This is a genomic window from Rhizobium rhizoryzae (genome assembly GCF_011046895.1).
GTDB classification, from domain to species: domain Bacteria; phylum Pseudomonadota; class Alphaproteobacteria; order Rhizobiales; family Rhizobiaceae; genus Neorhizobium; species Neorhizobium rhizoryzae.
Genome location: NZ_CP049250.1, coordinates 3026205 through 3049746, shown reverse-complemented (window position 1 = coordinate 3049746; position 23542 = coordinate 3026205). Strand labels below are relative to the sequence as shown.

Sequence of the window (23542 nt, the reverse complement as noted above, 5' to 3'; positions counted from 1 at the left end):
TTACAGTTTACTGTGCCGGCGGCACGGTGATGCGTTTGATCTTGCAGCCACCCCGGTCAACCTGCGTGCAGGGGCGGAAGCCCAGATCCTTGGTCATGCAGATCCGCACCTCCTCAAACTTGGAGGCTTCGCAATTAACGGCGATGGAGTCCGCGGTGAGGCCAGGATTGATCTCGGTGAATTTCTGCTCGATCACTTCGGCCGAGAAAGTCCCGGCGGTTGTGAGAGAAGTCAGATCCTGCGGCAGCTTGATCTTGTTGTAAGCGCTGCGGATTTTCTCCAGATAATCCTTTTGGGAAAGGCCCGTGCAGGTTCCATGCTTGCGCCATTGGTGCCCGATGAGGCCCATGGACGGCATGATGTCGAAATAGGGGCGCCCAACAGCATCCGGCACCGTTCGCGGTTCGGAACTGGCGCAGGATTGGGGGTAGCCGCTTTCATTCTGCGGCCAAAGCCCATGGACGATGAAGGAGAATTTCTTGTCGGTGCCGCATTGCTGCGGGCTCTTCTGTCCCCGCTCGCCTGAGCAGAAGGTGGGTGACCAGGACAGGGCCAGAACGTAGAAATCAAAGGCTCCGGCCTTGTCCTCCGCACGCGTCTGCGGTGCGATGGCGAACGTACTTGCGGCAAGGGCGGTGAGGGCAATCAGTTTTGAAAAAATAGAACGGAACATGAATCAAATCTCCGATGCACGGAGAAGATGTCCCGGCGTGCGTGCTGGGTCAAGCACCGTTCCGTCACGGCTGGCGACTAAGTGTCTATCCGTTCTTCCCCACGCAGCCAGAATGCGCGCGCAGATGCAAAGCGATCCTGAGCAAGCAGATCCTTCAGGGGAGGAAGAAGACGGTGCAGGTCATCTTTCAGCGTGAAGGGTGGATTGACGATGATGAGGCCCGAGCCAGACAGGCCGGTGCCATCACGGTCACTCTTCACTGAAAGCTCTGCGCAAAGCATCTTGGGAATGTCGAGCGCCTGCAATTCCTCATGGAAGCGCCGGATCGGCGCTCCTTTCTTTAGCGGATACCAAAGGCAGTAGGTGCCGCCGGAAAAACGACGATAGGCTGTTGCCAAGCCCTGAACCAGCCGTTCGTATTCTCCTTCGATCTCGAAAGGCGGATCGACGAGAACGATGCCGCGCTTTTCTTTCGGAGGGAGGTGGGCGCCCAGCGACAGCCAGCCATCCAACTCGGTAGCGCGGACCTGGAAGTCACCTTCGAAAAGACGTGCCAGACGGCGGTAATCATCCGGATGGAGTTCCATCGCCGCAAGCCGGTCCTGTGGGCGAAACAGGTTGCGCGCCAGGCGGGGAGAGCCTGGATAGTAAGTGAGGCCACCTTTGGGATTTTCGGCACGAACCGCGTCGAGATAGGGCTGCAGAAGGCCAGCAACCTGAGCGTCCAGATCGGCTTCCAGCAAGCGGCCGATACCATCCCGCCACTCGCCCGTCTTCTGCGCTTCTTCCGAAGATAGGTCGTAGAGCCCAATGCCGGCATGGGTATCCAGCACACGAAAAGCCTTGTCCTTCTTCTGCATGTGCCGGATCAAAAGAGCCAGGACTGCATGCTTGAGAACATCGGCAAAATTGCCTGCGTGATAGATGTGCCGGTAGTTCATTCCAAACCCTGCTGGATGATTTCAATAGATTTGATGCAACGCAAATGCCGCTTTCTGCGAGCCTTCGCATGTCCTATAGGAAAGACATGAACGTTGCGACCCCGATCACACTCAAAAATTCCACCGGACACACTGTCTGTCCGCATGACTGTCCCTCGGCCTGCGCGCTGGACGTTGATCTGACCGATGATGGCCGGATCGGACGCGTGCGCGGTGCCAACGCCAATAGCTACACGGCAGGCGTCATCTGCGCCAAGGTCGCTCGCTATGCGGAACGGCTCTATCACCCCGACCGCCTCATGACGCCGAAAAGACGTATAGGCGCAAAAGGTGACGGCAGCTGGCAAGAGATCTCCTGGGACGCTGCACTGGACGAGATTGCGGAAGCCTTCGTGAAAGCCGAAGCCCAGCACGGCAGCGAGGCAATCTGGCCTTATTTCTATGCCGGAACCATGGGGCAGGTGCAGCGCGATTCCATCGAACGTCTTCGGCACGCCAAGCGTTATTCCGGCTTCTTCGGTTCCATTTGCACCAACATGGCCTGGACAGGCTATGTGCTGGGAACAGGCGCTTTGCGTGGGCCCGATCCGCGCGAAATGGCGAAATCCGACTGCGTGGTGATCTGGGGCACGAACCCGGTGGCAACGCAGGTCAACGTGATGACCCATGCGGTGAAGGCGCGCAAGGAGCGGGGCGCGAAGATTGTCGTTATCGACATCTACGACAGCCCGACGATGAAGCAGGCGGATGTGAAGATCATCCTGAAGCCGGGTACGGATGCAGCACTTGCCTGCGCCGTCATGCACATTGCTTTCCGGGATGGTTACGCCGACCGTGACTACATGGCGAAATTTGCCGACGATCCCGCAGGATTGGAAGCGCATCTTCAGGCGAAGACGCCAGAATGGGCGTCTGCCATTACCGGGCTCTCGGTCGAAGAGATCGAGGCTTTCGCGCGTCTCGTCGGCACGACGAAGAAAACCTTCTTCCGCCTGGGCTATGGCTTTACGCGCCAGCGCAACGGAACCGTGTCGATGCACGCGGCGCTTTCGATCGCCACAGTGCTCGGCTCCTGGCAATACGAGGGCGGGGGTGCCTTCCATAACAATGGGGAACTCTTCCGGCTCGACAAGCGCGAACTGATGGGCACAGCCTATGTCGACCCCGATATCCGCATGCTGGACCAGTCGCAGATCGGTCGCGTTCTGACGGGCGATCCGGTTGCGCTGCGCCATCGTGGTCCGGTCACGGCTCTTCTCATCCAGAACACAAATCCGATGAACATCGCGCCGGAGCAGCGGTTGGTGCGGCAGGGTTTCCTGCGCAATGACCTGTTTGTCGCGGTCCATGAGCATTTCATGACAGACACCGCGCAGGTGGCCGATATCGTGTTGCCCGCGACGATGTTCGTTGAACATGATGATCTGTACCGCGCTGGCGGTCAGAACCATATCCTGCTCGGTCCGAAACTGGTGGAGCCACCGGCCACCGTGCGCACCAATCTTTTCGTCATCGAGGAACTCGCCAAGCGCCTTGGCGTGGATCACTATGCGGGCTTCGGTTTGAGCGAACGCGAACATATCGATCGCATGCTGCTGCCGAACGGCTACCCAGGTTACGATCAGTTGCTGGTCGACAAATGGATCGATTGTCAGCCGGGCTTCGAAGAGTCTCACTATCTGAATGGCTTTGGCTATCCCGATGGGAAGTTTCGCTTCAAGCCGGATTGGGCAAACGGTCCATCCCCCAACAAGACGCCAGCCAGCATCGGTCCGCTCGGACCCCACGCGGAACTTCCGACATTCCCCGATCAGGTCAATGTCATCGAACTGACCGATGACGAGCATCCTTTCCGGCTGGCCACGTCGCCTGCGCGCAACTTTCTGAACTCCACGTTTGCGGAGACAAAAACCTCGCGCGACAAGGAAGGGCGTCCAGAGGTCATGGTTCACCCGGATGATGCCGCCAGCCATGATCTTGAAGACGGCAGCATCGTTCGCATCGGCAACCGGCGCGGGGACCTGCGCATCCACGTCAAGATCGTTGCGACTGCCCGGCGCGGCGTTCTGATTGCCGAGGGGCTCTGGCCGAATGGTGCACATATGGATGGTGAGGGGATCAATGTCCTGACCGGGGCTGACCCGGTGGCACCCTATGGCGGTGCCGCCGTTCATGACAATCGGGTTTGGCTCAAGAAGGAAACGGCATGACGCAGCCAATACAACCCGAGGTGACCATCGTCGAGAAGAAGCTGCTTTCCGATAACTGGTATTTTCTCCACAAGGTCAGCTTTGACTATACGGGTCGCAACGGCAAGACGAGCAGGCTCGACCGCGAAGTCTATGATCGGGGCAATGGCGCAACGATCCTGCTCTATGATCCGAAGCGGGACCTGGTGGTTCTGGTCCGCCAGTTCCGCATGCCTGCCTATATGAACGAGACCGACGGATTGCTGATCGAAACCCCGGCCGGCCTTCTTGATGGCGAGCACCCGGAAGAAGCTATCCGCCGCGAAGCGATTGAAGAAACCGGCTATCAGGTGCGCGATGTGCGCTTTCTGTTCAAATGTTTCATGTCGCCCGGCGCCGTGACAGAACTCATTCACTTTTACGCCGCCATTATTGATGTGGAGGACAGGGTGAGTGAAGGAGGCGGTCTTGAGGAAGAGAACGAGGACATCGAGGTCCTGGAAATTCCGCTCTCGCAAGCTTTGACCATGGTGGAGAGTGGCGAGATCCTCGACGGCAAGACGATCATGCTGCTGCAATGGGCGCTCCTCAATCGCGATAGGCTTCGATAGGGTCAGGACGGAACGCAGATCGGAAAACTGCGTTAAACGGGGGCAATCCAGCGAAAGGATCCCCCGATGACCATGATCAAGACCCGGACCGGAACAGAACTCTACGTGAAGGATTGGGGGCAGGGTCGCCCGATCGTCCTGCTTCATGGCTGGCCGCTGACCTCAGACACCTGGGATGACTTCGCCATGGAAGCGGCCAATGCCGGCTTTCGCGCAATTTCCTATGATCGCCGCGGCTTCGGACGTTCTGAACAACCATGGACGGGTTACGACTACGATACCCTGTCCGACGATCTTGCAGATGTCATCGAAGGGCTTGGCCTTTCAGATGTGACGCTCGTCGGCTTTTCGATGGGTGGCGGGGAAGTGGCGCGCTACATGTCTCGCCATGGCGGGAAGGGCGTCGTCAAGGCGGCGCTCGTGGCTTCGGTCGTTCCCTTCATGCTGAAGACGGAAGACAATCCGGAAGGCACGTCCGAGGCAAAATTTGCTGAAATGACGGAAGGCATGAAGGAAGATCGCGCCCAATTCTTCCGCTCCTTCTTCAAAAGCTTTTACGGCGTGGGCGTCTTTACCGGATCGGTGAGCGACGCGGTGCTGGACTGGTCTTTCAATCAGGCCATGATGGCCGGCCTGAAGCCGACGCTCGCCTGCGCGGAGGCCTTCGCAACCACGGATTTCCGTCCAGATCTTGCACATTTCCGCGTGCCGACGCTGATCATTCATGGAACAGGTGATGAAACGGTCCCGATCGATGCATCTGGGCGTGCTGCTGCCGACGGTATCTCAGGTGCAGAACTGATTGAGTATGAAGGGGCGCCTCACGGGCTATTTGCATCCCACAAGCAGAGATTGACTGAAGATCTTCTAAATTTTCTAAAAAAATGAAGGAAATCGTGTCCCGATTAACCCATCCTTCGACATATATACTCTAATTTTAGTATATTGCCGCCCTGACCGCTATACATTATCGTAACATGTATAGCGGTTAGAGTTTGAGCTCTCTGGCACCCTGACACTGTAACGATCATTCAGGGTGTCAACCAACAGGGGGTCAACGCCTCAGGCATGTCAAATCGGTCATTCTGACAATGGCTTGGCACGCGCAAGACCGCCTTCTTGGATGGAGTGGGTCATGACGTACATAGCGAGCAATGTCGCCTTTGAAGTTGAAAGTCTGGCTTCGGACACGCCACAGGCGTCTGAAGTTATCAGTCACCTCAAATCATTGGCCCATCCAGTGAGACTGAAAATCGCATGCGCACTGATGGAAAACGAGTATTCGGTCGGCCAGCTTGAGCAACAGGTGAACGTCCATCAGCCAACCCTTTCGCAACAATTGACGGTTCTGCGCGAGGGCGGTCTCGTCGATACGCGGCTTGAAGGGAAGCAGATTTTCTACCGTATGAAGGAGGAGAAATCTGTGGCGCTCATCGTGGCATTGTCTCGGATATTTGCCTGAGCCGCGATCTGCCGCTGTGAGCAACTGGCTTCAGAGTAAACTCCGGAAGATCTCCGTCAAATGCTGATGATATATTGATCGGGACCGAATGCAGGTTCCCGGGGCTGGCCCTTCGAAAGAGCGATCTTCTGTAAGGCAAGTCTATAGGTTTTATGCTCGACGATCAGGACGCGATCTGCCAGAGACTGTGCGGTGTCATCGTGAAGAATGGGCACAGCCGCCTGCGCGATGATCGGTCCCTCATCCATACCTTCGGTCACTATGTGAACCGTGCAGCCCGCCACCTTCATGCCTGCCTCGATTGCACGTTGATGCGTGTGCAAACCCGGAAAGAGCGGCAACAGTGATGGATGGATATTCAGGATGCGCCCCTCATAAGGACGAATGAAGTCCGAAGAGAGCAGGCGCATGTAGCCCGCCAGACAGATCAGGTCCGGCTTCAACGTCGCGAGCGCCTCAAGCACCGCACCTTCATGCTCAGCCTTGGAACCGAAATCCTTGCGCTCGAAGGCAAAGGTCGGGATGCCGCGTGCTTCGGCTTTGGCGAGGCCACCTGCGTCCTTGCGATCCGAAATCACGCCGACGATCTCGGCAGGAAAATCGTCCGCCGCACAGGCATCGGCGAGCGCCAGCATGTTCGAACCGCCGCCCGAAATCAGGACAACAACGCGTTTGCGGATCTGCCTCATAGAGCAAGCGTTCCCTTGTAGATGGTTCCGGGAGCGCCCGCTTCCCGGGCAACCATCCGGCCAAGCGGTACCACCACTTCACCTTCACGATTGAGAACCTCTGTCACCGCCTGCGCATTTTCTGCCGAGACAACGGCGATCATGCCGACGCCACAGTTGAAGGTGCGCAGCATTTCGATGGCGACAACGCCGCCCGTTTTGGCAAGCCACGAGAAGACGGGCGGAACCGGGATGCTGTCGAGATCGATTTCTGCGGCCAGATGATCCGGCAGAACGCGTGGAATATTATCAGGGAAACCGCCGCCGGTAATATGTGCCAGGGCCTTGAGCGCATTCGTTTCGCGGATCGCTTTCAACAGTGGCTTTACGTAGATGCGGGTTGGTGTCAGCAGGGCTTCGCCAAGCGTCTTGCCGTCAGAGAACGGAGCCGGATCGCTCCATGAAAGGCCTGAGACGTCCACGATTTTGCGGACAAGCGAGAACCCGTTGGAGTGAACGCCGGACGAGGTCAGACCGAGAATGACATCGCCAGCCTGAAGATCGCCGGTCGGCAGCAACTGTCCGCGCTCGGCAGCCCCGACAGCAAACCCTGCCAGGTCATAGTCGCCATCGCGATACATGCCGGGCATTTCAGCGGTTTCACCGCCGATCAAGGCGCAACCAGCCTGACGGCAGCCGTCCGCAATGCCGAGAACGATTGCGGCACCCTGTTCCGGGTTTAGTTTGCCGGTCGCGAAATAATCCAGGAAAAACAGCGGTTCAGCGCCCTGCACGACAAGGTCGTTGACGCACATGGCCACGAGGTCAATGCCGACAGTATCGTGACGGTCGGCGTCGATTGCGATCTTCAGCTTGGTGCCGACGCCATCGTTGGCCGCAACGAGAACCGGGTCGGTGAAGCCTGCTGCTTTCAGATCAAACAGGCCGCCGAAGCCACCAATCTCGCCATCGGCACCCGGTCGACGCGTGGAGCGGACGGCGGGCTTGATCTTCTCGACCATGAGATTGCCCGCATCGATATCGACGCCGGCATCGCTGTAGGTAAGACCATTCTTGCCTGCTTCACTCATCATGCGTCTCCAATACGGGTTTGGCAGGTGCTGCAGCACTGACCCGGAGCGGCAGTCGTGCCTTGAGCGGAAACCTGCAATCTTGCTCAAAATCCCGGCCTCGCCACCGTGATGGCGGCGGTTCCATTCTTGCGGCTGGCCATGGCACGGAGTGCCGCCAGATGCAAGAGTTTGCCGGTGTTTGCCCCTGTTTTCGAACCTCCGCCGGCCAGATTTCCCCTTGGTGTAATCCGGCTTGACCTTGATGGCAGGTGCAGCCTATCCCACTTCATGAATGCAGTGCAGCAGGGAACCCTTTCATGGCCTATCACATCAGCGGTGCAAGCCTTCGGCGTTACGTGCTGTTCTGGCTTTGCGCGTTCGTCGCCTTCGTCATCTTTCTTCTGGCCTTCAGGACGATCCTGTTGCCCTTCGTGGCGGGTATGGCATTGGCCTATTTTCTCGATCCGGTTGCCGACTGGCTGGAGCGGCGAGGCCTCAGCCGACTGATGGCAACCATAGTCATTCTCATCAGCTTCATCCTGATGTTCGCGATCGCGCTGGTCGTCGTCGTGCCCCTCATCATCAGCCAGTTCAGCCAGTTCGCGCAGGTCTTGCCCGATTACGTCACGCAGCTGCAGCAACTGATCGCCAATCCCGAGAACTCTTACCTTCCGAAGTGGATGGTAACGCAGATCCAGAACGCCAAGCAGAATTTCTCCGGCTTGATGTCGGAAGGCGCGGGCTTCATCGGCGGATTGCTGAACCAGCTGTGGAATTCAGGCAAAACGCTGATCGACGTGATTTCGCTTCTCGTCGTCACCCCCGTCGTCGCATTCTATATCCTGCTGGATTGGGACCACATGGTTGAGAAAGTGGACAGCTGGGTTCCGCGGGATCAGGTCCATACCATCCGCCAACTGGCGCGAGAGATGGATGATGCCGTCTCCGGCTTCATTCGTGGGCAGGGTTCGCTCTGCCTCATTCTGGGCATCTATTATGCCGTTGGCCTTTCACTGGTCGGTCTGAACTTCGGCCTGCTGATCGGCTTCGTCGCGGGTATGATCAGTTTCATTCCCTACATCGGTTCGCTGGTCGGACTCATCCTGGCGGTGGGTGTAGCGCTCATGCAGTTCTGGCCGGATTACGGCTGGATCATCGCCACCATGGCCGTGTTCTTTTCCGGGCAGTTTATCGAAGGCAATATTCTTCAGCCAAAGCTCGTGGGGTCCAGCGTGGGCCTGCATCCGGTGTGGCTGATGTTTGCGCTTCTGGCCTTCGGTGCCATGTTCGGTTTCGTTGGCTTGCTGATTGCAGTGCCCGCCGCCGCAGTTGTTGGCGTGCTTGTGCGATTTGCGATCTCACGCTATCTTCAAAGCGACATATATTTCGGCCATTCGACTGCCCTGCCTTGGGATGAAAAGGCGGAAGTCGCAACAAAGGCCGTGCAAGAGCCCCAAATTTCGCATGACAGAGACGCTTGATAAGACAAGGCGCCAGCGCGCGGAGCAGCTTCCGCTGGCGCTGAGCCATGATGCCGCAATCGGCCGCGAGGATCTTCTCGTCGCGGAACCGGTGAGTGCTGCCGTTGCAATGATTGATGCATGGCCGCACTGGAATGCTCCGGTCGTGATTTTGACCGGGCCTGCCGGCTGCGGAAAGACGCATCTGGCCAATGTCTGGCGAGAGAAGGCCGGTGCAGAGATCATTCAGCCGAAAGCGGGCGCAGAAGCCGCAACGATCGCGGCGACAGGACCGGTTCTCTTCGAGGATGCGGACCGGGTTGCTTTCGACGACAACGAGCTGTTTCACGTCATCAACAGTGTCCGGGAAAACGGTCACAGCCTCCTGATGACCGCGCGGCTCTGGCCCATGTCATGGCCCGTCACCCTGCCTGATCTGCGCTCTCGCCTGAAGGCGGCCACGGTGGTTGAGATCGGCGAGCCGGACGAAGACCTGCTGGGACAGGTCATCATCAAGCTCTTTGCAGACCGTCAGCTGCACATCGATGATCGGATCGTGGCCTATATCGTGGCGCGTATGGAGCGCTCCATGCAGGCAGCACAAGGTGTTGTTGAGCGGCTGGATCATCTGGCTCTAGCCAGGGGCACGAGGATTACGCGCAATCTCGCGGCCGAAGTGCTGGAGAGTTTCTCGACGGACGATGCGGAAGATTGACTGTCATCTTTCCGTCGTTGAAAAGTTATAGGGCCGGGAGGAAGGGCCGGAACAGGCGTTGATTCCGGCTGACATGAACTACGCCATGCGGCGCAAGTCGTGTCGGGAAACTCCTGTTCAGACTTTGGGAAGGGTCGTCAATGGATCAGATGTCGGAAACCAATGTGCTGCCGCCTGTTGCGGAGGCACCGGGCATCGACCTGCTGAGCAGCCCTGAGAGGTTTATCAACCGAGAATTTTCGTGGTTGCAGTTCAATCGGCGTGTTCTCGAGGAAACCTTGAATACAGCCCATCCGCTTCTGGAACGGGTCCGTTTCCTGTCAATCTCTGCGGCCAATCTCGACGAGTTCTTCATGGTCCGCGTCGCGGGCCTGGAAGGGCAGGTGCGTCAGGGTATCGTCGTTCGCAGCCCTGATGGAAAGACTCCCGCGGAACAGCTCGAGGATATCCTGAAGGAAATCGACAATCTTCAGATGGAGCAGCAGGCGTCTCTCGCCGTTCTGCAACAATATCTGGCCAAGGAAGACATCCTGATCGTGCGGCCAGCCGCCCTGTCCGACGAGGACCGAAGCTGGCTGGCAACCGATTTCGAGGATAATCTTTTCCCGATCCTGACGCCGCTTTCCATTGATCCGGCCCATCCGTTCCCGTTCATCCCGAACCTCGGCTTCTCCATGGGCCTGCAGCTGGATAGCAAGAGTGGTCGCGAACCGATGACGGGCCTGCTGCGTCTGCCGCCGACGCTGGATCGGTTCATCCGTCTGCCGGATGAGGGGGCGACGATCCGCTACATCACTCTCGAAGATGTCGTGAGCATGTTCATCGACCGCCTGTTCCCGGGCTATGAGGTAAAAGGCGCCGGTACCTTCCGCATCATTCGCGACAGCGATATCGAAGTCGAGGAAGAGGCCGAAGATCTTGTCCGCTTCTTCGAGACGGCGCTGAAGCGCCGCCGCCGTGGCAAGGTTATCCGGATCGAAACGGATAGCGAAATGCCCGCATCGCTGCGCCAGTTCGTGGTGCAGGAGCTTGGCGTGCCGGATAACCGTATTGCCGTTCTGCCCGGATTGCTGGCGCTTAATACCCTGTCAGAAATCACCAAGGCACCACGTGATGATCTGCGGTTTGAGCCCTACAACGCCCGCTTCCCGGAGCGTGTGCGCGAACACGCGGGCGATTGCTTTGCCGCCATTCGCGAAAAGGACATGGTGGTTCATCACCCCTATGAAAGCTTCGATGTCGTCGTGCAGTTCCTGTTGCAGGCAGCGAGAGATCCGGACGTGCTTGCGATAAAGCAGACGCTGTATCGTACCTCGAACGACAGCCCGATTGTCCGCGCCCTGATCGATGCCGCCGAAATGGGCAAGTCCGTCACCGCGCTCGTCGAGCTCAAGGCGCGCTTTGATGAAGAGGCCAACATTCGCTGGGCGCGTGACCTGGAGCGTGCGGGTGTGCAGGTCGTGTTCGGTTTCATCGAATTGAAGACGCATGCGAAGATGTCAATGGTCGTGCGTCGCGAAGATGGCAAGCTGCGTACCTACTGCCACCTCGGCACCGGGAATTACCACCCGGTCACCGCCAAGATCTACACGGATCTTTCGTTCTTCACGTGCAATCCGAAGATTGCGCACGACATGGCCAATGTCTTCAATTTCATCACCGGCTATGGCGAGCCCGAAGAGAGCATGAAGCTGGCGGTTTCGCCCTATACATTGCGGCCCCGAATCCTGAAGCACATCGAGGAAGAGATCGTCCATGCCACTGAAGGACGTCCTGCGGCGATCTGGATGAAGATGAACTCGTTGGTCGATCCGGACATTATCGACGCGCTCTATCGCGCCAGCAGGGCAGGCGTCGAAGTGGATCTCGTGGTACGCGGCATCTGCTGCCTTCGGCCACAGGTCGAAGGTCTCTCGGAAAATATTCGCGTGAAATCGATTGTCGGTCGCTTCCTCGAGCACAGCCGCATCTTCTGTTTTGGCAATGGCCAGGGCCTGCCTTCTGAAAGGGCGCTCGTCTATATCGGGTCAGCCGACATGATGCCGCGCAATCTTGACCGAAGGGTCGAAACGCTGGTCCCGCTTCTTAACCCTACAGTGCATGAGCAAGTCCTTTCACAGATCATGCTGGGCAACCTGATTGACAACCAACAGAGCTACGAGATACTGCCCGACGGAACATCGCGCAGGATTGAAGCACGCAAAGGTGAGGAACCTTTCAACGCGCAACACTATTTCATGACCAATCCGAGCCTTTCGGGCCGGGGTGAAGCATTGAAGTCAAGCGCGCCAAAACTCATCGCGGGCATCATGTCCGGACGTAAGAAATAGGGCTTTATGGTACGATCTGATGCACAGGGGCGTCTCCCCGGAAGCGCTCCTGTTTCCGTGGTGGATATTGGGTCCAACTCTGTTCGCCTCGTGGTCTACGAAGGCTTGTCTCGCGCACCTGCCGTTCTCTTCAATGAGAAGGTTCTCTGCGGTCTCGGCAAGGGCATCGGCCTTACCGGAAAGATGGACGAACAGGCGGTTGAACGCGCGCTCAATGCGCTGCGTCGTTTTCGTGCGCTTTCGGATCAGGCGCAGGCAAAGCGTATTTTCATCCTGGCGACAGCTGCAGCCCGTGAAGCGAGCAATGGACCTGCGTTTATTGAAGAGGCGGAGCGCATCCTCAGCCATCCCGTCCAGGTGCTGTCCGGCGAAGAGGAAGCTCTCTACTCGGCCCTCGGTGTCATTAGCGGCTTTAGTGAAGTTGATGGAATTGTCGGCGATCTGGGCGGCGGTTCGCTGGAGCTCATAGACATCGAGGCCGGAAAGGTCGGCAAGGGCATCACCCTGCCGCTCGGTGGTCTGCGCCTTTCCGAAGTGTCCGGTGGATCGCTTGCGAAGGCACGCAGTCTTGCGAAAGGACATGTGAAGGATGCCGCCCTTCTCGCGAAAGGGGCAGGGCGCACCTTCTACGCTGTCGGAGGAACCTGGCGCAACATTGCCAAGCTGCACATGGAGATGACGCATTACCCACTGCACATGATGCAAGGGTATGAGTTGCGTTTCGACGAGATCCAGAACTTTCTTGAGCAGGTCGTGCTTTCGAAGGACAGCAAGGATCCGGCCTGGCAATCGGTTTCCAAAAACCGCAGGGCGCTTCTGCCATTTGGTGCAGTTGCGATGCAGGAAGTGCTGAGCGTCATGAAGCCGGCGCGCGTGATCTTCTCCGCTCAAGGCGTGCGCGAAGGCTATCTCTATGCCCAACTGCCCAAGGAGGAGCAGGCGGAGGATCCGCTTCTGATAGCTTCCGATCAGTTGGCCATCCTGCGCGCCCGTTCGCCGGAGCATGCACGCGAACTGGCGGAGTGGACCGGTCGTATGGTGCCCTCCTTCGGGATCGATGAAACGGAAGAGGAGAGCCGTTACCGGAGAGCTGCATGCCTTCTGGCGGATATCAGCTGGCGTGCTCATCCGGATTATCGCGGGCTTCAGGCTCTTAACCTGATCGCGCATTCGTCACTGGTGGGTATCACGCATCCGGGGCGCGCCTATCTCGCGTTGGCGAATTACTACCGCTTCGAAGGTCTGCATGACGATGGCGCAACGGAGCCTCTGGCGCAGATTGCCACGCCGCGATTGCTGGGCCTTGCCAAACTTCTGGGCGGGCTGCTTCGCGTGGTCTACCTCTTCTCGGCGTCCATGCCGGGCGTCGTCAACCACCTGTATTTCCGCAAATCCAATCAGCCGGATCTGGATCTGGAACTGGTCGTCCCCCACGAATACATCAACTTCGCGGGCGAGCGTCTGGATGGGCGTCTCCAGCAACTGGCGAAGCTGACGGGCCGTCGTCTCGCATTCGTCTTCGAATAGTCCGCGATTTCAGGCGGTTGGCTGTCTCAGCGCGAAGACGGTAAGGGGAGCATCATGACCTTTGATCGTATGCGCGCCGCAAGCATGGGCGGTCACATTGTCTGGAAGCTTCATGCGGCCCAACAGCTCGGCTGATATCAGAACAGGTTCTCCAAGGGTCTTGCAGAGGCCCTCTATGCGCGCCGTCGTATTCACGACATCGCCGAAATACGTGATTTTCTGGTGAAATAGACCGATTGCGGCGGTAACCACAGTGCCGCCATGGAGAGCCGCACAAATTTTCGGCGCCCTGCCAAACTGATGAATCCACCAGTCCTTATTGCTTTCCAATTCGCTCAGGATCGCGCAGAGACATGAGACGCAGCGCGCCCCGTCTATGCCCGCTTTCAAACGCCATGTGATGATGGCGCAATCGCCAACATAATCGTCTATCTCTCCATCATGAGCCCGCACATGTTCTGCAAAACTTGCGAAGATTTCTCCCAGAAATTCCTGCGCCCGCAGATCGCCGAACTCACGCGCGTAGCTCGTCGAACCGACGACATCGATAAAGAGAAAGATGCGTTCCTCTTTCAGAGGCTTTCTATAGCGACCCGTAATGAGGCTGGAAAACACCTCCCGGCCCAGCAACTGCCTGATCCGCAACAGTGTGATCCCCACGAAGAAGAAGGCCATCGTGTAGAGAAAGCTTGTCAGTCTGAGGATAAGGACATCGCGCCACTCGGCATCAGCAAGACCCAAAAGCTTCAAACTGGCGCCTGCGATGCCAAAACCCGTTCCCGTCAAAACCAGATAGGCAAGCAATGTGCTGCCGAAGTAGGCCGGTGTGGAAAGCTTCTGTATGCGTGCGTGAAGGCCTGGCAGTAGCCGGCCGGATTCGAAGAGAATGAGTGGAAGGCTGCACGCGAGAGCGTAGATCGCACCGATGTAGTAGGCTTTGCTGTCCGTAAACAGCACCATGTAAAGCACGCCTGTAAGCGCGACAAACAGGCAGAGCAGGATCCATCGCGAGAGGGGCATGACAGCCCTGCCGCTTGGCGTTGCGAGGCGCTTCCTTGTCGGTCTCTGCATGACTTCCGCCAAGTTTCCGGCTGCAGGTTTCAGATGATGGCCTTTACTATTCCTCACTCAAGGACAGATGAATGAGCCTCACGGAAACCCATGAACTCCGGTTCATGGTCCCAGCTCGACCGCCTCGACCCGCTTGTCTACGAAGCGAAGCGCAACCTCGCCCGAGATCAGCTTGAGAGCGGGATCCCCGAAGAGATCCTTGCGCCAGCCCTGGAGAGCAGGCACATCTGCTGATGCGCCATCGGTCGCAATCTTGTCGAGATCGTCACTGCTGGCGAGAACCTTGGCGGCAACGCCGTGCTTCTCCGAAACCAGCCGCAACAACACCTTCAATAGTTCTACGGCAGACTGTGCGCCTTCAGGAACATGCGTGTGCTTTGCGGCCTGTGGCATGTCCGATCGCGGCAGGCTCAAAGCCTCGTTGACCGCAGACAGGATCGAAGTGCCGGAGGAAGAGCGCTCCCAGCCTTTCGGGATCGTGCGCAATCGGCTCAGCGCATCCACGTCCTTTGGCTGTTGCTGGGCAATTTCGAAAATCGCGTCATCCTTGAGCACCCGGGAGCGAGGAACATTGCGGCTGCGCGCTTCGCGTTCTCTCCACGCGGCGACATATTTCAAAACCGCCAGTTCCTGCGGTTTGCGCAGACGCGATCGCAGACGCAGCCACGCATCATCCGGATGCATGTCGTAGGTTTCAGGCGATTCCAGAACCGCCATCTCCTCACTCACCCAGGTTGTACGACCTTCCGCTTCCAGCTTGTTCTTGAGGAAGAGATAGACATCACGCAGATGGGTTACATCGGCGAGTGCATAGTCCAGCTGCTTTTCCGAAAGAGGGCGCCTGCTCCAGTCCGTGAAACGAGACGACTTGTCGATCTGCACATTCTTGATCCGCTGTACGAGCTGGTCATAGGAGATCGAGTCGCCAAAGCCGCAGACCATTGCGGCGACCTGCGTGTCGAAAATGGGATGTGGTATCAGATTTCCGAGATGGTAGACGATTTCCAGATCCTGACGTGCGGCATGAAAGACCTTCACGACTTCCGGATTTGCCATCAGCTCGAAAAAAGGCTTGAGGTCCAAACCCTTGGCGAGTGGATCGACGATGACTTCAAGATCCGGGCCTGCCATTTGTATGAGGCACAGCTCTGGCCAGAAGGTCGTTTCACGCAGGAACTCCGTGTCAACGGTCACGAATTGCGAGCGGGCAAGTGTTCGGCAGGCTTCCTCAAGGGCAATTGTCGTATCGATCATCAGCTTCGTCGGCAGGAGTTGAGAATAAACGTTCTACCTTCCTTCTCCTTTCGTCAGCCAAAGTCAACAGAAGGACCGTTGCGATGGATCAACCCCCGGTATTATCCGCTGCTTTGTCGTCCAGACGGCAACAATGTACAAAATTCAGGTGACCCTAACGTAAGATGTCATTCCGCTCTTCTGATGCTCGATGATGTGGCAATGCAGGACCCAGTCACCCGGATTGTCGGCAACTAGCGATAGTTGTACCTTCTCGTCTGGCATGGCGAGATAGGTATCGGTGATCAGGGGCGGAACCTGTCTCATATTGGAAGCGACGACCTGGAAGTTCATTCCGTGCAGATGGATCGGATGGATGTGCGGCGTCAGGTTTTCCAGATTGAAGATATAGCTCTTGCCCAGTTTCAGCTCCGCAAGCGGCGCGGTCGGATCGACGCTGTCCCCAGGCCAAGGCACACGATTGATAGCCCAGAACGTATATCCAAGCGAGCCGCAGAAGGATTCCTTTGCGCCACCTTCTGCCGTAGCGCTGAGGATCAGCGGTATCTGCTCTGCATTCTTGAGATCAGGCTCCTGCCATGGATTGGCTGAGAGAGGTGGCAGCTCCTCGAGCCGGTGCTTGAGGCTTTGGCCGATGGCCTGGAAGGTCGCAACAGTTTTTGCGGTGGAAGGCCGAGTGTCCAAAAGCGACACGACACTGCCTTCGACATCCGGCATACGCATCGCAAGGTCGAGACGCTGACCGGGCCCGATGACCGCCGTTTCCAGTCGGAAGCGGTTTGGGACAGGCTGGCCGTCGATGGCAATCACATCGGCATCGGCACCGTCCAGCCGAAGCTGATAGATGCGCGTCACGTCACTCGCAACAAGCCGCAGTCGTACAATTCCGCCCGATGGCGCCTCATAGGCAGGCTGGACCTGCCAGTTCGCTCCCCTCACGGTGCCGAATGTGCCGTTTCGGGCAGCGTCGCGCGGCTTGAACTGCTCGATGAACTCTCCCTTTGCCCCAAGCCGCCAGTCCCGCAGATTGAGTGCGATTTCCGCATCGAATTGCGGGTCTTTCGGGTCCTCGACGATCAGCATTCCTGTCATGCCGCGACCCATCTGCGTCAGTGTATTGCAGTGGGGGTGGTACCAGAAGGTGCCTGCATCCGGTGCCGCAAACCGATAGTCGAAGCTGTCGCCCGTATAGACATAGGGTTGGGTCAGAAAGGGAACGCCATCCATCCGGTTCTCGATGCGCAGGCCATGCCAATGAATGGTCGTTGGTTCATTGAGACGGTTCATGAGCTTCGCGGAAAAGGGTTCACCCCGCTTTACGCGCAAAGTCGGCGGCATCAACGCATCCGGCTCGCCAAGGGAGCGGTAGGTCATGACGCCATCAGTCAGATGCTGACCGTCCAGCAGAGCTTTGGCGTTCACGGCCTCCAGTTCGATTTCATTGGCGGCGTTCGCTGTTCTGCTGGAAACTATCGCAGCACCCAGCCCCGTTCCATAGGCCGCGATGCCAAGCCCAGCTTTCAGCACGTTCCTGCGGTTCATCCGGATCATGGTGGCGCGTCCTGCTTCTTGTCGCCGCCTTTTAAACCTGAGTGCGCAAATCATCAATGAGCTGACGCGGGCAGAGTGACACAGTGCTCACGTCCGGGGTGGCCGGCCCTCGTCATCGGGTGTGCCAGCGAGCTTGTTGAAATAGGCCGACGTTCTCAGCAGGGCTCGAAAGCGACCCGGCCTTTGTTCTGGCGGAATGGCGGGCCGGGTTCTCATTCTCAGGAATGTATAGGCAAGGAACCCGGTGAAGATGAACGAGGTGTAGATGAAGAACACCTTGGGTCCGATGAACTGCAGCAGAAGCGATGCAAGCAGCGGCCCGATGGTCGCCCCGATAGACCAGAAGAAGAGAAGCCCTGCGGAAACCAGAGCGTGCTCGCCCGGCTTTGCGTGATCGTTCGCATGGGCCGAGCAAAGGGAGTAAAGCGGCATGGCAAAGGCACCATAGACGAAGATGCCGATGATGTTCGCGGTCTGGTCAAGGCCAGCGACGAATGAAAGGTATCCGCCTGTGAGGATCGTTCCGATCGTGGCCCAGATGATAACCTTTCGACGGTCCAGCCTGTCGGAATAAAGGCCGAGGGGATATTGCAGAACGACACCGCCGATGATGCCCGCGCTCATGAAGGTGGCAATCCCTGTGACGCTCATGCCGATATCCTGGGCGTAGATCGGTCCGATATTGCGGAAGGCCGCCATGGCGAGGCCCACCGCTATGACGCCGACCACGGATAGCGGCGAGATCCGCCAGACGGCGCGAATATCATAGTTGATCGCTTCCGGTGGAGAGGGGTGCGAGCGGTCTGCAACCGAGATGGGAACCAGTGACATTGCCATCGCAATTGCCACCAGCGAGAAGATGACCGGACCTTCGACGCCGATGGCAGGAATAAGATATTGGGCAAGCGTTACCGATGACAGATCGACCAGGCGATAGACGGAAAGAGTCCTGGCCCGATTGGCATTGGTGACCTTGGCATTGATCCAGCTTTCGATGACGGCGAAGAGACTGGCCACCGCAATGCCGATGATAAACCGCATCAGCATCCAGAAACCGGGCTCGATAAAGAGCGGCATGAGAATGCTGCAGCTTGCCGTGATGGCCGCCATGGCCGCGAAGCTGCGAATATGCCCGATGGATCGCAGGATGCGGGTCACATAGAGGCAACCGATGGCAAACCCGATGCTGTAGGCAGCACCGATCATTCCAATCGTTGATGGTGAAAAGCCCTCGGCGGACCCGCGAAGCGCAATATAGGTCCCTTGCAGGCCATTGCCGCCAATCAATATGCCGGCAGTGACGAGCAGGGGGATCAGCGGGCGTATGGTGGACATGGTTTGAGGCCATCTGCTGTGCTTGACGAGCGAGGGGCCATTCCCATGCGTCGTTCCACTGTTTTAGCCACGCCTTGAGGCGGAAGATAGTTCAGAGCTTAGATCGATCCATCACGGGAACTGATGATTGCGGCTCGATAAGTCTCATCTCAAAGGAACGGCTGACCGCTGAGAGCTTGAACAAAGGTCATGACCACAACCGCGATCGATACTAGAGCACCGCCGAGAATCATCCAGCGAGCGTGCTGCGCAACAAGACAATCCGCCAGCAGCCCCAGAATCGGCAGAGCCTGCATGATGTGCGTTGCGAAGAAGTGCGGAACGCGCAGATCGCCACCGGTTCGCGACCAGCCGAGCAGAAGAAGGCCGCCTGCATCGCTGCGAATTCCGCCTACCCAGTGACCGGGTCCGGCAATCTGGCCGCTCCCGAGAACGAATGCCGTAATCAAGGTCAGGATGCTGCCCAGAATCAATCCCCAGCCAGCCCCAAGCCGCAGGCCCGCCTGGACGGAGCGGTCCGGGCGACGAAGGATGTAAATTCCGATGACCAGGCTTGAGAGAACAAGCAGGGCGGCACCCACGCCCATCAGGCTATAGGCAAGGGCCTCCGTCGCCGTGGATGTGTTGAAATGGGAGGCGCGGCCACGCGCAGCCTGCAGCGTGATGTAGGCAATCTCACCGGTTGCTGTGGCGGCGGCGACCATGCATGCAAGCCAGACGCCACGGCCTTCACGGACACGTCTTTCGATCAGTGGCAGCAGCAAAAGCAGCGTTCCAAGCATAACGATGAGCGACGCCTGAAATTTGAGCGGCTTGATCCAGACACTGATCTCATTGATCAGCCGGTCGTCGATGACGAGGGCGACCAGACTGGGAACAGCGAGTCCCAGTTGCAGCCCGATGCTGACGATCAGCAAACGCCGTGTCTTGTCTGCCGAGCTCTGGATGTTGCGTGAGAGGGCAGGTGAAATGCTGTCGTCAAAGCCTATCGTCATCGGTCAGACCTTTCGGAGCGTCAGCGCCGCCTCGCTGGCGCGGGTGATGGAGAAGAGCAGAAGGCCGAGTGGACCGAACATGAAAGTGACAACAAGCAGAGGCCCCTGCAGCAGCCGGTTATAGCCACGCCTGTCGGCTTCGATAGCGATCCAGGTGCCCACGAAGAGATCGAAGGCAAGGTAGTGCACCCAGCCGGCCGTCAGCACCGCATCGCTCAGAAACAGAGCGCGGACTTCGGCAATCGAGCCGAACCCGCCATCTTCAACCCGAAAGAAATAGACGAAGACCAGGACCGCATAGGTGAGCGACAGCGCCCCGATCAAGCCTGACCGGATGAAAGCGACCAGTGCTGGCCATCGGGGCGCAAAAATGAGCAGCAGCCAGCCACCCAAAGCAACGCTGCTGGCAAGTGAAAATACGGTATCTACGTGCATGAGCGCCTCATCTTGACGGTGACAAGATTTAGCATGAGGCCAAACTTGGCAATGTCAAGATTATTTTGACACGCCCTGTGCTTCAGCGGTAAGAAGGTGGAATGGCGAGACAAAAAGCGTATCATCATGGGGATCTGCGGCAGGCGCTCATCGAGAATGGCCTAGCCCTGCTGGAGGAACTGGGGCTTGAGGAATTGTCATTGCGCAAGCTGGCGGCCCGGGTGGGCGTGTCTCATGCTGCGCCGGAGCATCATTTCCCAAGCCTGCGTCATTTATTGAACGCTCTGGCCGCGGAGGGCTTCAAGGCGTTCCGACTGTCAATGACAAGCGAGATGTCAACGGCCGCGCCCACTGCTGCCGAGCAACTCCGTGCTGCCCTGCGGGGTTACACGGCCTTTGCCGCGTCGAATCCTCATCTTTTCCGGCTGATGTTCAATAAGAACAGGCTGGATTGGGACGATCCGGTTCTCGGCGAAGCAGGGCAGGGCGCGCGCGATGTGCTGGCGGAAGTTTCCCGTTCTGTGGCTGAACGCCTGGGTCTGACAGGCGTCGAGGGCAGACTTTCCGTCGAACATCTAGTCTGGGCTCACGCCCATGGTTACGCACACCTTCTGATTGATCAGAAGATTGCGCGGGATAGCGCCTGCGCAGACCTTTCCCCGGTTCCGCCTCTGGATCTCGTGCAGTTTCTCCTGCCGGAGTAACCTCGTCTGAGTCGCGACCGCGCAGAGGATAAAGGCCCGCCTTTCTGCGTTGAATGGCACTTCTGCTTGACAAATCTGGCGCACCATGCGCTTTTCCGCCCGATTTTAAACGCTGGCCGGAATCTGTGTTTCGAGCTGGCTTACCCGATTCCAGGATTTTGAAATGCACCCTTATCGCAGCCACACCTGTGCCGCTCTCAGGAAGTCCGATGTCGGCGCGACCGTTCGCCTCTCCGGCTGGGTCCACCGTGTTCGTGACCACGGCGGCGTTCTGTTTATCGACCTTCGCGACCATTATGGCATGACCCAAGTGGTCGCCGATCCCGATAGCCCGGCCTTCAAGGTCGCCGAGACCGTTCGCGGCGAATGGGTCATTCGTATCGATGGCGTGGTCAAGGCCCGCACCGACGAAACCGTCAACAAGAACATGCCAACGGGCGAAATCGAGCTCTATGCCAAGGAGATCGAGGTTCTGTCGGCTGCCAAGGAACTGCCGCTGCCGGTCTTCGGTGAGCCGGAATACCCGGAAGATGTTCGCCTGAAGTATCGCTTCCTCGATCTGCGCCGCGAAACGCTGCACAAGAACATCGTCAAGCGGACCCAGATCATTGCGGCCATGCGGTCCGGTATGACGTCTTCCGGATTTGCCGAGTATTCGACGCCTATCCTCACGGCCTCTTCGCCTGAAGGTGCGCGAGACTTCCTGGTGCCGAGCCGTATTCACCCCGGCAAGTTCTTTGCCCTGCCGCAGGCGCCGCAACAGTACAAGCAGCTTCTGATGGTGGCTGGCTTCGACCGCTACTTCCAGATCGCGCCTTGCTTCCGCGATGAGGATCCGCGCGCAGACCGTCTGCCGGGCGAATTCTACCAGCTCGACGTCGAGATGAGCTTCGTCACCCAGGAAGATGTCTGGGGCACGATGGAGCCGATGATGACGGCGGTGTTCGAACAATTCGCCGAGGGCAAGCCTGTAACAAAGAACTGGCCACGCATTCCTTATGATGAAGCGATCCGCAAATACGGCTCTGACAAGCCGGATCTGCGCAACCCCATCACCATGCAGGCTGTCACCGAGCATTTCGCTGGCTCAGGCTTCAAGGTCTTCGCGAACATGATTGCGTCGAACCCGAAGGTCGAAGTCTGGGCAATTCCGGCGAAGACCGGCGGAAGCCGCGCTTTCTGCGACCGCATGAATGCCTGGGCGCAGGCGCAGGGCCAGCCGGGTCTCGGTTACATTTTCTGGAAGGAAGAGGACGGCAAGATCGCCGGTTCCGGTCCGCTCGCAAAGAACATCGGCGAAGAGCGCACCGAAGCAGTTCGCACGCAGCTTGGACTGGAAGCTGGTGACGCCTGCTTCTTCGTGGCGGGCGATCCTGCCAAGTTCTACAAGTTCGCTGGTGAAGCCCGCACGCGCGCAGGCGAGGAACTGAACCTCGTTGATCGCGATCGCTACGAGTTCTGCTGGATCGTCGACTTCCCGTTCTTCGAATACAACGAAGAAGACAAGAAGATCGATTTCGCTCACAACCCGTTCTCGATGCCGCAGGGCGGATTGGATGCTCTCGAAAACCAGGATCCTCTGACGATCAAGGCCTATCAGTACGATGCCGTCTGCAACGGCTTCGAGATCGCCTCGGGCTCGATCCGTAACCAGTCGCCGGATCTGATGGTCAAGGCCTTCGAACTGGTTGGTCTCTCCAAGGCCGACGTCGAAGAGCGCTTTGGCGGCATGTACCGCGCATTCCAGTATGGTGCGCCTCCACACGGTGGTTGTGCCTTCGGTATCGACCGCGTCGTCATGCTTCTGGTGGGCGCGAAGAACCTGCGCGAAATCACGCTGTTCCCGATGAATCAGCAGGCCCAGGATCTTCTGATGAATGCACCGTCGGAAGCAACCCCGACACAGCTTCGCGAGCTTTCGCTGCGCGTCATCCCGCCGCAGAAGAAAGACTGATCTTCAGGCTGATTATCGTCTTCAACGCCGCCGCTTGCAGAAAGCGGCGGCGTTTTTGTTTATCCGCCGATGGGTCCATCGCGAGGGAACCAAGTCACCATCCCGGTGTTGTCTGGCAGAACAAACACAGGGAGAATTGGAATGTTGAAGTCGATGATTGTCGCATCTGCGACCCTTTTCATGTCGACTGCGGCCTTTGCGCAATCCACCGTGATCGTATCCGAACCGCCTCCGCCAGGCGCGGTCGTCGTTCGCGAAATGCCCGCGCAGGTACGGACTTACGTCATGCAACAGAGCGTCCCGTCCGTTTCCTATCAAGGCGACGTTCTGGTCGGGCGCGTGCTGCCGCAGGATGTCGATGTGCATGTGGTCGATGGGTATAATGACTATGCCTACACAGTCGTGAACGAGCGCCGTGTGGTTGTCGATCCGGGCACGCGTCGTGTCATCCAGGTTCTTGATTGAACGAGAAGCTCCCGGCGTGAACCGAGTTGGGTTCACGCCGAGACAAACTTATATTTAATAAATCATAAATTTATTATGTAATGTGAGTAGTATTCGTATATCGAGAGCTGATTTGTATTTCGAATGAAC

The 23542-nt window shown here is 57.9% G+C and carries 21 protein-coding genes; 11 read left to right on the top strand and 10 right to left on the bottom strand.

Translation table 11 applies throughout. The features are described from left to right. Nucleotides 1-7: 7 nt before the first annotated feature. Together G6N80_RS20605 and G6N80_RS20600 are read right to left on the bottom strand one after the other, a co-directional pair. Nucleotides 8-673, bottom strand: a complete 666-nt coding sequence (locus G6N80_RS20605; RefSeq protein WP_165136426.1) for a ribonuclease T2 family protein — start codon at nucleotides 671-673, stop codon at nucleotides 8-10. A gap of 77 nt (nucleotides 674-750) precedes the next feature. Next, nucleotides 751-1614: a 23S rRNA (adenine(2030)-N(6))-methyltransferase RlmJ gene (locus tag G6N80_RS20600; RefSeq protein WP_165136423.1), complete on the bottom strand. Its 864-nt coding sequence runs from the start codon at nucleotides 1612-1614 to the stop codon at nucleotides 751-753. 86 nt (nucleotides 1615-1700) lie between these two features. Here G6N80_RS20600 and G6N80_RS20595 point away from each other — a divergent pair, with 86 nt between their 5' ends. From G6N80_RS20595 to G6N80_RS20580, 4 genes are all read left to right on the top strand, one after another. Beyond that, the gene (locus G6N80_RS20595) at nucleotides 1701-3824 is read left to right on the top strand and encodes a molybdopterin-containing oxidoreductase family protein (protein WP_165136420.1); all 2124 of its coding nucleotides are present in this window, start codon (nucleotides 1701-1703) and stop codon (nucleotides 3822-3824) included. Beyond that, nucleotides 3821-4414 carry an NUDIX domain-containing protein gene (locus G6N80_RS20590; RefSeq protein ID WP_165136417.1) on the top strand — a complete coding sequence of 198 codons (594 nt, stop codon included), beginning with the start codon at nucleotides 3821-3823 and terminating at the stop codon, nucleotides 4412-4414. Before G6N80_RS20595 ends, G6N80_RS20590 begins: the two co-directional genes overlap by 4 nt. A 66-nt stretch (nucleotides 4415-4480) precedes the next feature. After that, nucleotides 4481-5302 carry an alpha/beta fold hydrolase gene (locus G6N80_RS20585; protein WP_062552699.1) on the top strand — a complete coding sequence of 274 codons (822 nt, stop codon included), beginning with the start codon at nucleotides 4481-4483 and terminating at the stop codon, nucleotides 5300-5302. 247 nt (nucleotides 5303-5549) lie between these two features. Beyond that, nucleotides 5550-5876: an ArsR/SmtB family transcription factor gene (locus G6N80_RS20580; protein ID WP_165136414.1), complete on the top strand. Its 327-nt coding sequence runs from the start codon at nucleotides 5550-5552 to the stop codon at nucleotides 5874-5876. A 56-nt stretch (nucleotides 5877-5932) separates the two neighbouring features. On the opposite strand, the gene purN is transcribed toward G6N80_RS20580, so the two are convergent. Together purN and purM are read right to left on the bottom strand one after the other, a co-directional pair. Then, on the bottom strand, nucleotides 5933-6565 hold the full coding sequence (gene purN / locus G6N80_RS20575) for a phosphoribosylglycinamide formyltransferase (protein ID WP_165136411.1): 633 nt from the start codon (nucleotides 6563-6565) through the stop codon (nucleotides 5933-5935). After that, complete coding sequence (gene purM / locus G6N80_RS20570; RefSeq protein WP_165136408.1) at nucleotides 6562-7635, bottom strand: phosphoribosylformylglycinamidine cyclo-ligase; 1074 nt, start codon at nucleotides 7633-7635, stop codon at nucleotides 6562-6564. The genes purN and purM overlap by 4 nt, the downstream gene beginning before the upstream one ends. A 299-nt stretch (nucleotides 7636-7934) precedes the next feature. Here purM and G6N80_RS20565 point away from each other — a divergent pair, with 299 nt between their 5' ends. The 4 genes from G6N80_RS20565 to ppx all read left to right on the top strand — a co-directional run bounded on the left by G6N80_RS20565 (nucleotide 7935) and on the right by ppx (nucleotide 13649). After that, complete coding sequence (locus tag G6N80_RS20565) at nucleotides 7935-9098, top strand: AI-2E family transporter (RefSeq protein WP_165136405.1); 1164 nt, start codon at nucleotides 7935-7937, stop codon at nucleotides 9096-9098. Beyond that, entirely contained in the window at nucleotides 9082-9792 is a 711-nt protein-coding gene (gene hdaA, locus G6N80_RS20560; RefSeq protein WP_165136402.1) for a DnaA regulatory inactivator HdaA, read from the top strand. The genes G6N80_RS20565 and hdaA overlap by 17 nt, the downstream gene beginning before the upstream one ends. 149 nt (nucleotides 9793-9941) lie before the next feature. Next, on the top strand, nucleotides 9942-12122 hold the full coding sequence (locus G6N80_RS20555) for an RNA degradosome polyphosphate kinase (protein WP_244484645.1): 2181 nt from the start codon (nucleotides 9942-9944) through the stop codon (nucleotides 12120-12122). Nucleotides 12123-12128: 6 nt separating this feature from the next. Continuing rightward, complete coding sequence (ppx, locus tag G6N80_RS20550; RefSeq protein WP_062552693.1) at nucleotides 12129-13649, top strand: exopolyphosphatase; 1521 nt, start codon at nucleotides 12129-12131, stop codon at nucleotides 13647-13649. 9 nt (nucleotides 13650-13658) lie between these two features. On the opposite strand, the gene G6N80_RS20545 is transcribed toward ppx, so the two are convergent. From G6N80_RS20545 to G6N80_RS20520, 6 genes are all read right to left on the bottom strand, one after another. Next, complete coding sequence (locus G6N80_RS20545) at nucleotides 13659-14720, bottom strand: adenylate/guanylate cyclase domain-containing protein (RefSeq protein ID WP_246251442.1); 1062 nt, start codon at nucleotides 14718-14720, stop codon at nucleotides 13659-13661. Between the two features lie 102 nt (nucleotides 14721-14822). Beyond that, nucleotides 14823-15974, bottom strand: a complete 1152-nt coding sequence (gene rnd / locus G6N80_RS20540; protein ID WP_165136399.1) for a ribonuclease D — start codon at nucleotides 15972-15974, stop codon at nucleotides 14823-14825. Between the two features lie 144 nt (nucleotides 15975-16118). Continuing rightward, a complete protein-coding gene (locus G6N80_RS20535) occupies nucleotides 16119-17525 on the bottom strand; it encodes a multicopper oxidase family protein (protein WP_165136396.1) in 1407 nt (468 codons plus the stop codon). An 87-nt stretch (nucleotides 17526-17612) separates the two neighbouring features. Beyond that, nucleotides 17613-18860 (bottom strand): MFS transporter, encoded by a 1248-nt coding sequence (locus tag G6N80_RS20530; protein ID WP_165136393.1) that lies wholly within the window; start codon nucleotides 18858-18860, stop codon nucleotides 17613-17615. 149 nt (nucleotides 18861-19009) lie between these two features. Continuing rightward, entirely contained in the window at nucleotides 19010-19855 is an 846-nt protein-coding gene (locus tag G6N80_RS20525) for a hypothetical protein (protein WP_165136390.1), read from the bottom strand. A 3-nt stretch (nucleotides 19856-19858) separates the two neighbouring features. Beyond that, nucleotides 19859-20290 (bottom strand): ABA4-like family protein, encoded by a 432-nt coding sequence (locus G6N80_RS20520; RefSeq protein WP_165136387.1) that lies wholly within the window; start codon nucleotides 20288-20290, stop codon nucleotides 19859-19861. A gap of 101 nt (nucleotides 20291-20391) precedes the next feature. Between G6N80_RS20520 and G6N80_RS20515 the strand changes: the two genes are divergently transcribed. The 3 genes from G6N80_RS20515 to G6N80_RS20505 all read left to right on the top strand — a co-directional run bounded on the left by G6N80_RS20515 (nucleotide 20392) and on the right by G6N80_RS20505 (nucleotide 23413). Continuing rightward, nucleotides 20392-20994 carry a TetR/AcrR family transcriptional regulator gene (locus G6N80_RS20515; protein WP_062552686.1) on the top strand — a complete coding sequence of 201 codons (603 nt, stop codon included), beginning with the start codon at nucleotides 20392-20394 and terminating at the stop codon, nucleotides 20992-20994. 163 nt (nucleotides 20995-21157) lie between these two features. Next, nucleotides 21158-22948, top strand: coding sequence for an aspartate--tRNA ligase (gene aspS, locus G6N80_RS20510; RefSeq protein WP_062552685.1), 1791 nt, complete (start codon nucleotides 21158-21160; stop codon nucleotides 22946-22948). Between the two features lie 141 nt (nucleotides 22949-23089). Then, on the top strand, nucleotides 23090-23413 hold the full coding sequence (locus G6N80_RS20505; protein ID WP_062552684.1) for a DUF1236 domain-containing protein: 324 nt from the start codon (nucleotides 23090-23092) through the stop codon (nucleotides 23411-23413). Nucleotides 23414-23542: the final 129 nt, after the last annotated feature.